This is a genomic window from Pseudomonas sp. 2VD (assembly GCF_005503585.1).
GTDB classification, from domain to species: domain Bacteria; phylum Pseudomonadota; class Gammaproteobacteria; order Pseudomonadales; family Pseudomonadaceae; genus Pseudomonas; species Pseudomonas aeruginosa.
Genome location: NZ_SCND01000160.1, coordinates 1 through 12,667, shown reverse-complemented (window position 1 = coordinate 12,667; position 12,667 = coordinate 1). Strand labels below are relative to the sequence as shown.

Sequence of the window (12,667 nt, the reverse complement as noted above, 5' to 3'; positions counted from 1 at the left end):
TGGCCAAGGACCCGGCCATGCGCACCCCCGAACTGACGCACTTCTTCCCGCTGCTGGAACGCCTGCTGCGGATTGATCCGGATCGCGCACATCTGCGCCCGACAGGTTAATCTGTTCGGCATGGACGGACCTTTCGGCGCCCGCCGGAGGTCCACCGAAGACTTGTACGTCGAGGGAAATACCATGCCGAAAGAGAGTCTGCTGCGCGAACTGTCCGCCCTGCGCGAGCAACTGGAGCAACAACCGCCGCTGAACGAAGAGCAGCGCGCCGAACTGGAACTCCTGATCAGGGACATCGAACTGAAACTGGCCAACGAGGACGCCCTCAACGAAGGCAGCCTGGTCGATGGGGTCAACCTCGCCGTTGAGCGCTTCGAGGTCAGCCACCCGACCCTCGCCGGCACGCTCCGCTCCATCGTGCAGAGCCTGGCCAACATGGGTATCTGAACGACTTGCCGAAATGAAAAGCCCCGGCATGGCCGGGGCTTTTTCGTATCCGCGTGTTGCGAGGCGTTACTGGCGCACCAGGCGTCGGTTGTCCGGTGCGACCTCCACCAGGCTGCGGTAGGGATTGATATCCAGGCCGCCACGGCGTACGTAGCGCGCGTAGACGCTGAGCGCCTGCGGCTGCAACAGGCGCTGCAGGTCGAGGAAGATGCGTTCGACGCACTGTTCGTGGAAGTCCTGGTGCTGGCGGAAGGAAACCAGGTAGGCCAGCAGGCTGGCCGGGTCCAGCGCCGGGCCCTGGTAGTCGACCACCAGGGTGCCCCAGTCGGGCTGGCCGGTGACCGGGCAGTTGGACTTGAGCAGGTGGCTGTAGAGCTGCTCCTCGACGATCCGCCCGGCGTCGCAGCGCAGCAGTTCCGGGCGCGGCTGCTCGTAGCCGTCGACGGCGATGTCCAGCTCGTCGATGCAGCGCCCCGGCAGACGCCCGATGCCCTCCTCGGCCACCTCGTCGAGGCTGCGCAGGCGCACGCCCACGGGCGCCCCGGCAGCGGACGAGAGATCTTTCTCCAACACCGTACGGAGCGCCTCGCGACTGTCGAAGGCGGACTGGTTGAGGGAATTGAGGTAGAGCTTGAACGACTTCGACTCGATGATGTTCGGCGAGTCCGCCGGGATCGAGAACTCACCGATCGCCACCACCGGCTTGCCGGCCGGGGTCAGCCAGGACAGCTCGTAGCAATTCCAGATATCCACGCCGCGATAAGGCAGAGTCTCGGCGCTCAGGCCAAGCTCGGCCCATTTCGCCGTGCGTGAAATGGGGAACAGCAGCGACGGCGTGTAGCTGGAGACGTATTCGCTGGTCTTGCCCAGCGGCGAATGTTCGGCGGGATGCTGCATGAGGGAAACCTGCTGGATGAATCGCGCAGGGCCCTTCCCCGCGCGCCGCGCCGCACTGGCGGGCGGCGGCAAGTGTATACGGATCGGCCGGCATCTTCACGCCGGCCGTCCGCCGGCTCAGGGCTGCACGGTCAGTTGACCGACCATCCCGGCCTGGTAGTGGCCGGGGATGTTACAGGCGAACTCCAGCCGGGTGGCCTTGGCGAAGGTCCAGGTCAGCTCGGCGCTCTTGCCCGGCTCGACCAGCACGCTGTTGGGGTCGTCGTGCTTCATCATCCGGCCATGGTCCATGCCGGCCATGCCGTGGCCCATCTGACTATGGTCCATCGACGCCATGCCGGTCGGGGTGAGCATCCCGGACTGCTGCATCTCCAGCATCTCCTTCTGGTGCTCGGCATGCATCGCCGCGTCTCCCAGGTTGAACTCGTGCAACAGCTTGCCTTCGTTCTTCAGCACGAAGCGGACCGTCTCGCCGGCCTTGACCTCGATCGCCCGCGGCTTGAAGTACATGTCGCCGAGCACCACCTCGATGCTGCGGCTGGCCTGCGCGGCCTGGGCCGGCTTGCCGAAGGCCTGGCCGTGGGCCGGTGAAGCCTGGGCGCTGGCACCGAAAAGCACGCCGAGGACGATCAGGGAAGCGGGAAGCAGGCGGCGCGGAAACATACGGGGAATCTCCATCGGGTTGATGTCGCCTATCCTGTGTCGCTGCGCCTGCCGGCTGGCTGTCGGGAGCATTACATCTTTGTCAGCTTGCCGCCGTTGCGGACCGCGAAGGCTAAGATCGCCCAGCGCCACCGACGGGCATAAAAAACCCGCCGACCGGAAACCAGGGAACCGGTGGCGGGTGAAGACGGGATCGGAGCCCTCCGTCATCCCGTGTGGAGCCGGGGGTGGAAGAACTGGCGATCAGCAGTTTTCCTTGTCCTTCTTCGTCGCTTCGGCCTGCTTCGCCAGTTTTTCCTGGTGCGCGGCACGAGCCTTGGCGGCCTGGGCCTGCATGCGCTCGAAGACGATGTCGCCGCCGCTGTCGGCCATGGCCGGAACGGTCGGGGCGAGGACCAGCAGGAAAGCGAGGGTGGAGGCAGTGAAGGTACGCATGGGAAGTCTCCTCGAATGAGTTCCCCTGTAGTCTGCGCGGGGGCCACTGTCGCCCCCGTTACCCACTGATTACGATGCTGTCAGAAACAGGTCGGCATGGCCGGCAAATGTAACGAGGGATGAACATGAAACTGCTGATCGTCGAAGACGAACCGCGCATCGGCCAGTACCTGCGCCAGGGGCTCGCCGAGGCAGGCTTCGCCGTCGACCTGAGCGACGATGGCAACGAGGGCGAGCAACTGGCCCTGGGCGGCGACTACGACCTGCTGATCCTCGACGTCATGCTGCCCGGCCGTGACGGCTGGCAGATCCTGCGCAGCGTGCGCGACGCCGGGATGACCGTACCGGTGCTGTTCCTGACCGCCCGCGATGCCGTCGAGGACCGCGTGCGCGGCCTCGAACAAGGCGCCGACGATTACCTGGTGAAGCCGTTCGCCTTCGTCGAACTGCTCGCCCGGGTGCGCACCCTGCTGCGCCGGGGCAGCCAGCAGTTGCAGGAGACCACCCTGCAACTGGCCGACCTCGAACTCGATTTGCTGCGCCGCCGGGTGCAACGCCAGGGCAAGCGGATCGACCTCACCGCCAAGGAGTTCGCCCTGCTCGAACTGCTGCTGCGGCGCAGCGGCGAGGTGCTGCCCAAGTCGCTGATCGCCTCGCAGGTCTGGGACATGAACTTCGACAGCGACACCAACGTCATCGAGGTGGCCATCCGCCGCCTGCGCGCCAAGGTCGACGACGACTACCCGCAGCGCCTGATCCATACCGTGCGCGGCATGGGCTACGTTCTCGAAGAGCGCGACGAATGAGCGCCGGGTTCGGCTCGCGGATGTCCCTCGGCGTCCGCCTGAGCCTGCTGTTCGCCGCCTGCACGGCGGCGGTCTCGCTGATCGCCGGATTGATCTTCAGCAGGGCCATCGACGAGCATTTCGTCGAGCTCGACCATATGGCGATGTCCGCCAAGCTCGCGGTGTTTCGCGATGAGCTGCGCGGCCTCGGCTCGGAACAACAGATGCGCCGCCGCGAAGCGGAACTGCTGCGCGAACTGGCACGCCATCCCGACCTCGGCCTGCGTCTGAACGGCCCGGATGGCAACCTCTGGTTCGAGCGCCTGCCGCAGCCTGCGCATCCCGGCCTGCCCGCCAACCGCGAACTCGGCGCCCCGCTGGAGCCCGGCAACGACGCTTCGCCGCGACTTACCGTGATCCTCGACATCAGTCATCACCAGCACTTCCTGCAACGCATGCGCCAGTTAATCTGGCTGACCATGAGCCTGTCGGCGCTGGCCACGGCGCTGCTCGGCGCCTGGGCCACCGGCGCCAGCCTGGCGCCGCTGCGACGGATGCGCGAAGTCGCCGCGCGGGTTTCCGCCAACTCCCTCACCACCCGCCTCGACGCCAGCCGGATGCCAGAGGAGCTGCGCGGACTGGCCGGCGAGCTGAACGCCATGCTGGCGCGCCTGGAAGAAGCCTTCCAGCGCCTCTCGGCGTTCTCCGCCGACATCGCCCACGAGTTGCGCACCCCGCTCACCAGTCTGCTGACCCAGACCCAGGTGGTATTGTCCCGCCCACGCTCGCTGGAGGATTATCGCGAGGCCCTGCACGGCAACCTCGAGGAGCTGGAACGGCTCACCGCGATGGTCAACGACATGCTGTTGCTGGCCAAGGCCGACCACGGCCTGCTGGCGCCCAGCCGCCAGGCCCTGGACCTGGGCGCGGAAGTCGACTCGCTGCTGGAGTTCTACCAGCCGCTGGCGGAAGACCGCGACATCCGCCTGCTGCGCGAAGGCAGCCTGAGCCTGCCCGGTGACCGCGGCATGCTGCGGCGGGTGCTGGCCAACCTGCTGGACAACGCCCTGCGCTTCACCGCCGATGGCGGCGAGATACGTATCCGTCTCGGCGACCGACGCCTGAGCGTGGAGAACCAGGGTCCGGCGATTCCTCCCGAGCGCTTGCCGCGCCTGTTCGACCGGTTCTATCGTGCCGATCCGGCGCGCCGCGAAGGCCAGGGCGAACACGCCGGGCTCGGCCTGGCGATCTGCCGCTCCATCGTCCAGGCCCACGGCGGCGAGATTCGCTGCGAATCAGCCGACGGCTGGACCCGTTTCGTCATCGATTTCGCCCGCCCGCGCCCGTGAAACGCGAAGCCCCCATGACGGGGGCTTCGTGCTTCATACCGTCGAGCGTTTCACTGGCGCATGCCGCGCCCGCTCACCAGCAGCCGTACACAGCCGAAATACAGCACCGCGGTGGCCAGCAGCATGAAGCCGATGGCCACGCCGATGCGGATGTCGGAGACGCCGAGGATGCCGTAGCGGAAGGCGTTGACCATGTGCAGGATCGGGTTGGCCAGCGACACCGTCTGCCAGAACGGCGGCAGCAGGTTGATCGAGTAGAACACCCCGCCCAGGTAGGTCAGCGGCGTCAGCACGAAGGTCGGGATGATCGAGATGTCGTCGAAGTTGCGCGCGAACACCGCGTTGATGAAACCGCCCAGGGAGAAAATGGTCGCGGTAAGCACCACCACCAGCACCGTGATGCCTAGGTGGTGCACCTGCAGCTTGGTGAAGAACAGCGACAGCAGGGTCACGATCACCCCCACCGCCAGGCCGCGCAGCACACCGCCGATGGTGTAGCCGAGGAGGATGGTGTGCGGCGATACCGGCGACACCAGCAGCTCCTCCACCGAGCGCTGGAACTTGCTGCCGAAGAAGCTCGACACCACGTTGCCGTAGGCGTTGGTGATCACCGACATCATGATCAGGCCGGGCACGATGTATTCCATGTAGGTGAAGCCGCCCATGTCGCCGATCTGCCGGCCGATCAAATTGCCGAAGATCACGAAGTACAGGACCATGGTGATCGCCGGCGGCAGCAGGGTCTGCGGCCAGATCCGGGTGAAGCGGCGCACCTCGCGGTAGACGATGGTGTTCAGGGCGACCAGGTTGGCGCTCAGTTCGCTGCTCATCGGGCGATCCTCGTCAGGTTCTTCTCCACCAGCGACACGAACAGCTCCTCCAGGCGATTGGTCTTGTTGCGCAGGCTCAGTACCTCGATGCCTTGTGCACCCAGTTGGGCGAACAGGTCGTTGATGCCCTGGCTCTTCTCCACCTGCACTTCGAGAGTGTGGTCGTCGACCAGCCGCGTCGGATAGCCGTCGAGGGTCGGCGGCAGGGCCTGGACGTTCTTCAGGTCGAGCAGGAAGGTTTCCGAATGCAGGGTCATCAGCAGGTCGCGCATGCTGGTGTTCTGCACGATCTCGCCGTGGTCGATGATGGCGATGTTGCGGCAGAGCTGCTCCGCCTCTTCCAGGTAGTGGGTGGTGAGGATGATGCTGATGCCTTCCTGGTTGAGTTCTGTGAGGAAGCTCCACATCGAACGGCGCAGCTCGATGTCGACCCCGGCGGTGGGCTCGTCGAGGATCAGCAGGCGCGGCTGGTGGACCAGTGCGCGGGCGATCATCAGGCGCCGCTTCATGCCGCCGGAGAGCATCCGCGAGGCTTCGTTGCGCTTGTCCCACAGGCCCAGTTGGGTCAGGTAGCGCTCGGCGCGCTCCTTGGCGATCTTCGCCGGGATGCCGTAGTAGCCGGCCTGGGTCACGACGATGTCGAAGACCTTCTCGAACTGGTTGAAGTTGAACTCCTGCGGCACCACGCCGAGGCAACGCTTGAGGCCGGCCGGGTCCTTGTCGAGGTCGTGGCCGAACACCGAGACCGAACCGCTGGTCTTGTTCACCAGGGTCGAGAGAATCCCGATGGTGGTGGACTTGCCCGCGCCGTTGGGGCCGAGCAAGGCGAAGAAATCACCTTCGGCGACGTCCAGGTCGATGCCCTTGAGGGCCTGGAAACCGTTGCCGTAGGTTTTCGTCAATTGACGGATGGACAGGGCGGAACTCATTAGGCTTCCCGTGTCGGAAGGTGAAGAGGAAGAGCTAGATAAGGCTACGGGTAACAAAATGCAACAGTAGCCGGCTCAGGTCAGTTCGGTCATTACCGCGGTGCGGAACGCCGGGCGCTCGCGCAAGCGCAGGTACCAGGCCTCGAGGTGGGGCAGCGGCGGGCGCTCGATGGGCATCTCGAACCAGGCGTAGATGAAACAGCCCAGGGGAATGTCACCCATGCCGAAGCGTTCGCCGGACAGCCAGGGTTGGCCGGCCAGGGTCTGGTCCGGCACCCGCAGCAACTCGCCGCAGGTCTGCAGCGCCTTTGCGATCAGGGCCTCGTCGCGTTGCTCCGGCGGCGTACGCAGCGTTCCCCAGAACAGGTCGCGGAACGGCCCGGCGAGAGTCGAGGTGGTCCAGTCCATCCACTTGTCGGCGTCGGCGCGGCGCACCGGGTCCTGCGGATAGAGGTCGCCCGGCGCATAGCGGGCGGCCAGGTAGCGGACGATGGCGTTGGACTCCCAGAGGACGAAGCCGTCGTCCTCGATCACCGGCACCCGACCGTTCGGGTTCATCGCGCGGAACGCCGGCTCATCCACCAGGCCGAACGCCCCGCCGGCATCCACCGTCCGGTACTCCAGGCCAGCCTCCTCGGCGCACCACAGCGCCTTGCGCACATTGCTCGAGTTCTTCCGGCCCCAGATGGTCAACATACTCTGCGTTCCCTCTTCGGTTGATGCGGCGGATGGGTCGCCGGAGCGCCCGGACGACATGCCGCACCCTACCGAGGATGGACCGAAGAAGGAAGACGCGCCGGCTGATGGTGACTATCGACGCCCTTCATCTTGTCCGGCCTCGGCCTGGAAATCGCCGCCCAGGGCCAGCGGGCGGCCGGAGAACAGGTGCGGATAGTGCTGCTGCAGGTGAGAGAAGAACAGTTCCTCCGGCAGGTCGGCGAACTGGCCGTGATCGGCCAGGTATTCCATGTAGCGCTCGCCCTGGCGGTTGAACGGATGGAAGACGCTGTCGGCGACGCCGTCGAACTCCAGCGGAGCGACGTCGAAGGCGCGGCACAAGGCACGGTTGAACGCCGGGGTGGCCTTCACCCAGCGGCCCTCGAGGTACAGCTCGGTATAGCCGTGCATGGCGAACACCTCGCTGCGCAGCGCTTCCAGCAGGCGCGGCGTGGCCAGGTGGTTGCGCACGTCGGCCAGGCCGATCCGCGCCGGAATCCGGCAATGCCGGGCGCAGGCGGCGAGCAGGATGGCCTTGGGCACGCAATAGGACTCGCCCTGCTGCAGGGCGTGGCTGGCCTTCAGAGTCTGCGGATCGCGGCTGAACACGTAGGGGTTGTAGCGCACCCCGTCGCGTACCGCGTAGTACAGCGCGACCGCCTGGTCACGCGGTTTCGCCGAGTTCCCCCGGGATTTTTCCGCGAACTCCACCACCACGGGGTGGTCACTATCCACGAAGCGGCCGGATTGTAGGTAGGACTGCATGGCGGGCTCCCGGCGGGCAATTTGTCCCAGTCTAAACGGGAAGTTTTCGCCTATAACGTGACAAACCGGCCAAGCTGACCGGCCCTGCCGCCAAACGGCGGCAAACGGGCTAAGCTCGAGACGCCGCCTGGCGTCTTCATGGAGGATTCCGCATGTTGTTGCTCTGGTTAGTCGTACTGGTACTCGGTGTCGCTTACCTCGCCCATCGGCGTACCCCACCCGCTCCCGCGCTCGGCATCAGCGCCGCCTACCTGATCCTGATGGGCGTGTTCAGCCACGCGCCCGGCTGGCTGCTGCTGGTCTTCTGGCTGCTCTGGCTGGCGGTGGCGCTTCCCCTCGCCCTGCCCGACCTGCGCCGGCGCGTGCTCAGCGGTCCGCTGTTCGCCTGGTTCCAGAAAGTCCTGCCGCCAATGTCCGACACCGAGCGCGAGGCCATCGAGGCGGGCACCGTGTGGTGGGATGGCGAATTGTTCAGCGGCCGCCCGGACTGGCAGAAACTGCTCGACTACCCCAAGGCGCAACTCACCGAAGAAGAGCAGGCCTTCGTCGACGGCCCGACCGAAGAACTCTGCGCCATGGTCAGCGACTGGGACATCGGCCAGCGCATGGACTTGCCGGAAGAAGCGTGGGCCTTCATCAAGCAGCACGGCTTCTTCGGCCTGATCATTCCCAAGGAGTACGGCGGCAAGGGCTTCTCCGCCTTCGCCCACTCACAGGTGGTGATGAAGCTCGCCACCCGTAGCGGCGACCTGGCCTCGACGGTGATGGTGCCGAACTCCCTCGGCCCGGCCGAGCTGCTGCTCCACTACGGCACCGACGAGCAGCGCCAGCGCTACCTGCCGAGCCTGGCCAAGGGCGACGACATCCCCTGCTTCGCCCTCACCGGCCCCTACGCGGGCTCCGATGCCGGCGGCATGACCGACGTCGGCATCGTCTGCAAGGGCGAATGGGAAGGTCGCGAGGTGCTCGGCCTGCGCCTGACCTGGGAAAAGCGCTACATCACCCTAGGCCCGGTGGCCACCCTCCTCGGCCTGGCCTTCAAGTGCCACGACCCGGACCATCTGCTGGGCGACGAGGAGGACCTGGGCATCACCCTGGCGCTGATCCCCACCGACACCCCCGGGGTCGAGATCGGCCGCCGCCACGTGCCGCTGGGCGCCGCCTTCATGAACGGTCCGAACTCCGGCAAGGACGTGTTCGTGCCGCTGGAGTACATCATCGGCGGGCAGGAAATGATCGGCAAAGGCTGGATGATGCTGATGAACTGCCTGTCGGTCGGACGCTCCATCTCGCTGCCGGCGGTGGGCACCAGCGCCGGCAAGGCCAGCAGCTACGTCAGCGGTCGCTACGCTCAGGTCCGCGAGCAGTTCAACGTGCCGATCGCCGCCTTCGAAGGCATCCAGGAGGCGCTCGCCCGCATCGGCGGCAACGCCTGGCTGATGGACAGCGCGCGAATCCTCACCGCCAACGCGGTGGACCTCGGCGAGAAGCCCTCGGTGCTTTCGGCGATCCTCAAGTACCACCTCACCGAGCGCGGCCGCGAGTGCATCGCCCATGCCATGGACATCCATGGCGGCAAGGGCATCATCATGGGCCCGAACAACTACCTGGGTCGTTCCTGGCAGGGCGCGCCGATCTTCATCACGGTGGAAGGCGCGAACATCCTCTCGCGCAACCTGATGATCTTCGGCCAGGGCGCGATCCGCTGCCATCCGTACGTACTCAAGGAAATGGAACTGGCCCAGCGCGAGGACAAGGACCAGGCCGCCCGCGAGTTCGACGCGCTGCTGGTGAAGCACATCGGCTTCGCCGTCGGCAACGCCGCCAGCAGCTTCCTCCTCAGTCTCAGCTGCGGCCACCTCGGCAACGCGCCCGGCGACCGCATCAGCCGTCCCTACTTCCGCGCGCTGAACCGCCTGGCGGCGTCCTTCGCCCTGCTCGCCGACTTCAGCATGATGCTGCTGGGCGGCGAACTGAAGCGCAAGGAACGCCTCTCCGCGCGTCTCGGCGATGTCCTCAGCTATCTCTACCTGGGCTCGGCGGCGCTCAAGCGCTACCACGACCTGGGCAACCCGGACTACCTGCATCCGCTGCTGCGCTGGGCCATGGAGGAAAACCTCGGCAAGGCCGAGGCGGCGCTGGAGGACCTGCTGAACAACTTCCCCAGCCGCTTCTTCGGCTGCGCGCTGAAGGTCCTGGTACTGCCGTTCGGCCGCCGGCACAAAGGGCCGAGCGACGAACTGGACGCCGAGATCGCGGAAATCCTCGGCCGTCCGGACGACGACCCGGCGTTGCAGGCGATCCTCGCTGGCGCGTTCCTGCCGAAGGACCCGCAGGACCCGGTCGGTGCCCTCGCCCACGCCTTCGACGCGGTACGCGAAAGCGCCGCGCTGGAGAAAACCCTGCACAAGGCGATCAAGGAAGGCAGGGTCCAGCCGCAAGCGGGGCAGAACCCGATCGATGCCGGCGCCGCCGCCGGCGTGCTGAGCGCCGAGCAGGCGCAAGCCCTGCACCAGGCCGAAGCGGCACGGCGCAAGGTGATCGACGTCGACGACTTCGCCAAGGAGGAACTGCAACTGGCCGACGGCAGGATCCGCTGACACTCCGCGGCAAAGCGACGGTCGCAACCGACAAAGGCGCCTTCCGGCGCCTTTGTCGTCTTCACCCACCCAAACCCGGGCGATTGGCTAGAATCGACGGGCACATCCCTGACGTACGGGAGGCCATCATGCTCAAGCTACTTGCCACCGGCCTGGCAGCCTCGTTTCTCCTCCTGCCCCCGGCGCAGGCCGCACCGCCTGCGCCCTATGGCGTGCAGCCGCACCAGCAGGCGGTGCAGCGCGCCGGCGAACAGCGCCAACGCCAGCTCCAGGAACAGCGCCAGCGCTTCGACGAACAACGCCTGCAATTGCAGCAGGATCAACTGCAACGCCAGCAGCAGAATTTGCAGCGGCAACGGCAGCAGCGACAGATGCAGGACAACCTGATCCGCCAGCAGCAACTGGACCAGCAGCGCTGGCGCCTGGAGCAGGACCAGCGGCGCCTCGATAGCGAACGCCGGCAACTGGAAAACCGCCGGCGCCAGAGCCAGTCCCCGGCGATCCGCTGAAACTGGCCGGCGCCGCGAAACCCTTTATACTGCCCAGCTTTTTTCCAGAGGACCCGTCATGGCCAACTCCTACCTCGAGCACCACCTCGCCCTGCTCCAGCACCTGCGCAACATCCTCGGCGCCCTGGGCGAGGCCGAGCAGGTGCCGGAAGAAAACCACGGGCTGTTCCTCGAGCGTTTCGACGAACTGATGGACGAACTGCCGCGCGACCCGGAAGGCGCCCAATACCTCGGCCAGGACCTGATTTCCCAGGTCTTCCACCGCTATCCGCAGATCGCCCACCTGGTACCGCGCGACCTGCTGTGGTTCTTCGGCGGCGATTGCCTGCACTTCATGCCGGACGAAGAGATCGACCTGTTCCAGCGCCTCGACGAGCGCCGCTACGAAGCCGAAGAGCGCGGCGAAACGTTCGACTGGAACCGCGAAAAGCAGTTGCTCGCGCTGCCCGAGGACAGCCCGCGGCACTGAGCCCGTCACGGCCACCGGCCGTCCCGCCCCGACCGCCATCCGTGCGCTCGGGGCCGCCTCCCGCCAGCCCAAACCTCGCTACCCTTTCCGAATAAAAAACGGACCGCCCGCCCGATTGCCGGAGCGCGCCGAGTCCGTACCTAGCAGTTCTGCCGGGTAGCCGGAGCTTCACACCCCTGCGCCGCACACGTCCCCACTGATTGCTCTGCAGCGAGCATGTCGTACCTCGCCGGAGCTGCCGATCAATCTGGCGAAGGCGCAGGCATGCACTCGAACGAGTCAACGGAAGACCGCTGTTCACGCCACTACACCCTGCTGCAACGGTGCCCGCTGCTGCACGGGCTGCCCGATCTGCTGCGGCACGTGGCGACCCATGCGTCGGAGCGCCGGTTGCGCGACAAGGACGTCCTGTTCCTCAAGCACGACCCTGAAGACTTCATCGGCCTGGTCCTCGGCGGACACCTCTATACCGTGCTCTACGGGCCGGACGGGCGGGAGCTGATCGTCAATGATATCCGTCCTGGCGAAGTGATCGGGGAAACCGCGCTGATCCAGCCGAACCGCCGCGAGACCTCTGCCTACGCCTCCGGCGCGGCGTCGGTGCTGATCCTCCACCGACGTCACTTCGCCCCGTTGATCGCCGACACGGAATTCCTCAACCGCGCGCTGGCCCTCCTCTGTTCGCGCCTGCGCGAAGCCTCCGGTTTCGTCGAGAGGGTCTGCCTGCATCGCCTGGAGTCGCGCCTGGCGCGCCATCTCCTGGCCAGCCTGGCGAGCGAACAACCCGAGGGAGCCTGCGCGACGCTACCGACCAACCAGAGCATCCTAGCAGCGATGCTCAACGCCAGCCGGCCGAAGCTCAACGCGCAACTGCAAATATGGAAACGCGAAGGGCTGATCAGCTGCCGCAACGACCGGATCCTGATCAACGACCTCGGTCGCCTGCGACGCAAGGCCGAACTACCAGCCGCGCCCCTGTCACCCAGGTAACAGCCTCGCCCACCGCCCGCCTCACAGACTGCTCGCCGACACGAGCAACCAGGGAGGTAGCGGTTATGGATCGTCCGAATCAGCCAGGCGGCAACGAAACCGGTTCCGATCGCCTGTTCGAGGAAAGCTGGCGTGCCGCGCAGGCTGGCCTGCGCAAACGCGCACAACGCCTTGCGCGCGGCAACAGCCATCGGGCCGAAGAATGGCTGTCGAGCACCGCGGTCAAGGAGCTGCTGTTCCTGCGCCAGTCACCGGAGCGGGTACGCGACCCCCAGGGCCTCC

Annotated in this window: 14 protein-coding genes and 2 pseudogenes; 9 read left to right on the top strand and 7 right to left on the bottom strand. The window is 66.3% G+C overall.

What is annotated here, in order from left to right:
* Positions 1 to 110, top strand: a pseudogene (locus FFS27_RS18005) (phosphohydrolase); the annotation flags it as partial.
* A gap of 73 nt (positions 111 to 183) precedes the next feature.
* Positions 184 to 447 carry a DUF4404 family protein gene (locus FFS27_RS18000; protein WP_003090878.1) on the top strand — a complete coding sequence of 88 codons (264 nt, stop codon included), beginning with the start codon at positions 184 to 186 and terminating at the stop codon, positions 445 to 447.
* A 66-nt stretch (positions 448 to 513) separates the two neighbouring features.
* Here FFS27_RS18000 and queF read toward each other — a convergent pair whose 3' ends face one another.
* The 3 genes from queF to ptrA form a co-directional block, all read right to left on the bottom strand.
* Complete coding sequence (gene queF, locus FFS27_RS17995; protein ID WP_019485065.1) at positions 514 to 1,344, bottom strand: NADPH-dependent 7-cyano-7-deazaguanine reductase QueF; 831 nt, start codon at positions 1,342 to 1,344, stop codon at positions 514 to 516.
* Between the two features lie 117 nt (positions 1,345 to 1,461).
* Entirely contained in the window at positions 1,462 to 2,079 is a 618-nt protein-coding gene (gene copI, locus FFS27_RS17990) for a copper-resistant cuproprotein CopI (protein WP_003119888.1), read from the bottom strand.
* 171 nt (positions 2,080 to 2,250) lie between these two features.
* Positions 2,251 to 2,442, bottom strand: coding sequence for a T3SS anti-activator PtrA (gene ptrA / locus FFS27_RS17985; RefSeq protein WP_003090881.1), 192 nt, complete (start codon positions 2,440 to 2,442; stop codon positions 2,251 to 2,253).
* A 125-nt stretch (positions 2,443 to 2,567) separates the two neighbouring features.
* On the opposite strand from ptrA, the gene FFS27_RS17980 reads away from it, so the two are divergent.
* Both FFS27_RS17980 and FFS27_RS17975 read left to right on the top strand, forming a co-directional pair.
* Positions 2,568 to 3,248, top strand: coding sequence for a heavy metal response regulator transcription factor (locus FFS27_RS17980; RefSeq protein WP_003098784.1), 681 nt, complete (start codon positions 2,568 to 2,570; stop codon positions 3,246 to 3,248).
* Positions 3,245 to 4,576 carry a sensor histidine kinase gene (locus FFS27_RS17975; protein WP_003162386.1) on the top strand — a complete coding sequence of 444 codons (1,332 nt, stop codon included), beginning with the start codon at positions 3,245 to 3,247 and terminating at the stop codon, positions 4,574 to 4,576. The genes FFS27_RS17980 and FFS27_RS17975 overlap by 4 nt, the downstream gene beginning before the upstream one ends.
* Before the next feature lie 50 nt (positions 4,577 to 4,626).
* Here FFS27_RS17975 and FFS27_RS17970 read toward each other — a convergent pair whose 3' ends face one another.
* The 4 genes from FFS27_RS17970 to FFS27_RS17955 form a co-directional block, all read right to left on the bottom strand.
* Positions 4,627 to 5,406: an ABC transporter permease gene (locus FFS27_RS17970; RefSeq protein WP_003122535.1), complete on the bottom strand. Its 780-nt coding sequence runs from the start codon at positions 5,404 to 5,406 to the stop codon at positions 4,627 to 4,629.
* Positions 5,403 to 6,335, bottom strand: coding sequence for an ABC transporter ATP-binding protein (locus FFS27_RS17965; RefSeq protein ID WP_003090885.1), 933 nt, complete (start codon positions 6,333 to 6,335; stop codon positions 5,403 to 5,405). The genes FFS27_RS17970 and FFS27_RS17965 overlap by 4 nt, the downstream gene beginning before the upstream one ends.
* A gap of 75 nt (positions 6,336 to 6,410) precedes the next feature.
* The gene (locus FFS27_RS17960; protein ID WP_003108953.1) at positions 6,411 to 7,031 is read right to left on the bottom strand and encodes a glutathione S-transferase family protein; all 621 of its coding nucleotides are present in this window, start codon (positions 7,029 to 7,031) and stop codon (positions 6,411 to 6,413) included.
* Between the two features lie 114 nt (positions 7,032 to 7,145).
* Entirely contained in the window at positions 7,146 to 7,817 is a 672-nt protein-coding gene (locus FFS27_RS17955) for a transglutaminase-like domain-containing protein (protein WP_003119884.1), read from the bottom strand.
* 152 nt (positions 7,818 to 7,969) lie between these two features.
* Between FFS27_RS17955 and FFS27_RS17950 the strand changes: the two genes are divergently transcribed.
* The 5 genes and pseudogenes from FFS27_RS17950 to FFS27_RS17930 all read left to right on the top strand — a co-directional run.
* Entirely contained in the window at positions 7,970 to 10,417 is a 2,448-nt protein-coding gene (locus FFS27_RS17950) for an acyl-CoA dehydrogenase (RefSeq protein WP_021264956.1), read from the top strand.
* Positions 10,418 to 10,545: 128 nt separating this feature from the next.
* Positions 10,546 to 10,926 carry a PA2816 family glutamine-rich protein gene (locus FFS27_RS17945; RefSeq protein WP_003119883.1) on the top strand — a complete coding sequence of 127 codons (381 nt, stop codon included), beginning with the start codon at positions 10,546 to 10,548 and terminating at the stop codon, positions 10,924 to 10,926.
* Positions 10,927 to 10,984: 58 nt separating this feature from the next.
* Positions 10,985 to 11,395, top strand: a complete 411-nt coding sequence (locus FFS27_RS17940) for a PA2817 family protein (RefSeq protein WP_003090890.1) — start codon at positions 10,985 to 10,987, stop codon at positions 11,393 to 11,395.
* Positions 11,396 to 11,659: 264 nt separating this feature from the next.
* Positions 11,660 to 12,385 carry a Crp/Fnr family transcriptional regulator gene (locus FFS27_RS17935; RefSeq protein WP_003108957.1) on the top strand — a complete coding sequence of 242 codons (726 nt, stop codon included), beginning with the start codon at positions 11,660 to 11,662 and terminating at the stop codon, positions 12,383 to 12,385.
* A 65-nt stretch (positions 12,386 to 12,450) separates the two neighbouring features.
* Positions 12,451 to 12,667 (top strand): annotated as a pseudogene (locus FFS27_RS17930) (RNA polymerase sigma factor); the annotation flags it as partial.

Excerpts from the sequence above, each read along its gene's own strand:
- FFS27_RS18000 (WP_003090878.1), top strand. The coding sequence starts at position 184 with ATGCCGAAAGAGAGTCTGCTGCGCGAACTGTCCGCCCTGCGCGAGCAA.
- copI (WP_003119888.1), bottom strand. The coding sequence starts at position 2,079 with ATGCTCCCGACAGCCAGCCGGCAGGCGCAGCGACACAGGATAGGCGAC.
- FFS27_RS17955 (WP_003119884.1), bottom strand. The coding sequence starts at position 7,817 with ATGCAGTCCTACCTACAATCCGGCCGCTTCGTGGATAGTGACCACCCC.
- FFS27_RS17935 (WP_003108957.1), top strand. The coding sequence starts at position 11,660 with ATGCACTCGAACGAGTCAACGGAAGACCGCTGTTCACGCCACTACACC.
- FFS27_RS17970 (WP_003122535.1), bottom strand. The coding sequence starts at position 5,406 with ATGAGCAGCGAACTGAGCGCCAACCTGGTCGCCCTGAACACCATCGTC.
- ptrA (WP_003090881.1), bottom strand. The coding sequence starts at position 2,442 with ATGCGTACCTTCACTGCCTCCACCCTCGCTTTCCTGCTGGTCCTCGCC.
- FFS27_RS17940 (WP_003090890.1), top strand. The coding sequence starts at position 10,985 with ATGGCCAACTCCTACCTCGAGCACCACCTCGCCCTGCTCCAGCACCTG.
- FFS27_RS17945 (WP_003119883.1), top strand. The coding sequence starts at position 10,546 with ATGCTCAAGCTACTTGCCACCGGCCTGGCAGCCTCGTTTCTCCTCCTG.
- FFS27_RS17960 (WP_003108953.1), bottom strand. The coding sequence starts at position 7,031 with ATGTTGACCATCTGGGGCCGGAAGAACTCGAGCAATGTGCGCAAGGCG.
- queF (WP_019485065.1), bottom strand. The coding sequence starts at position 1,344 with ATGCAGCATCCCGCCGAACATTCGCCGCTGGGCAAGACCAGCGAATAC.
- FFS27_RS17965 (WP_003090885.1), bottom strand. The coding sequence starts at position 6,335 with ATGAGTTCCGCCCTGTCCATCCGTCAATTGACGAAAACCTACGGCAAC.
- FFS27_RS17950 (WP_021264956.1), top strand. The coding sequence starts at position 7,970 with ATGTTGTTGCTCTGGTTAGTCGTACTGGTACTCGGTGTCGCTTACCTC.
- FFS27_RS17975 (WP_003162386.1), top strand. The coding sequence starts at position 3,245 with ATGAGCGCCGGGTTCGGCTCGCGGATGTCCCTCGGCGTCCGCCTGAGC.
- FFS27_RS17980 (WP_003098784.1), top strand. The coding sequence starts at position 2,568 with ATGAAACTGCTGATCGTCGAAGACGAACCGCGCATCGGCCAGTACCTG.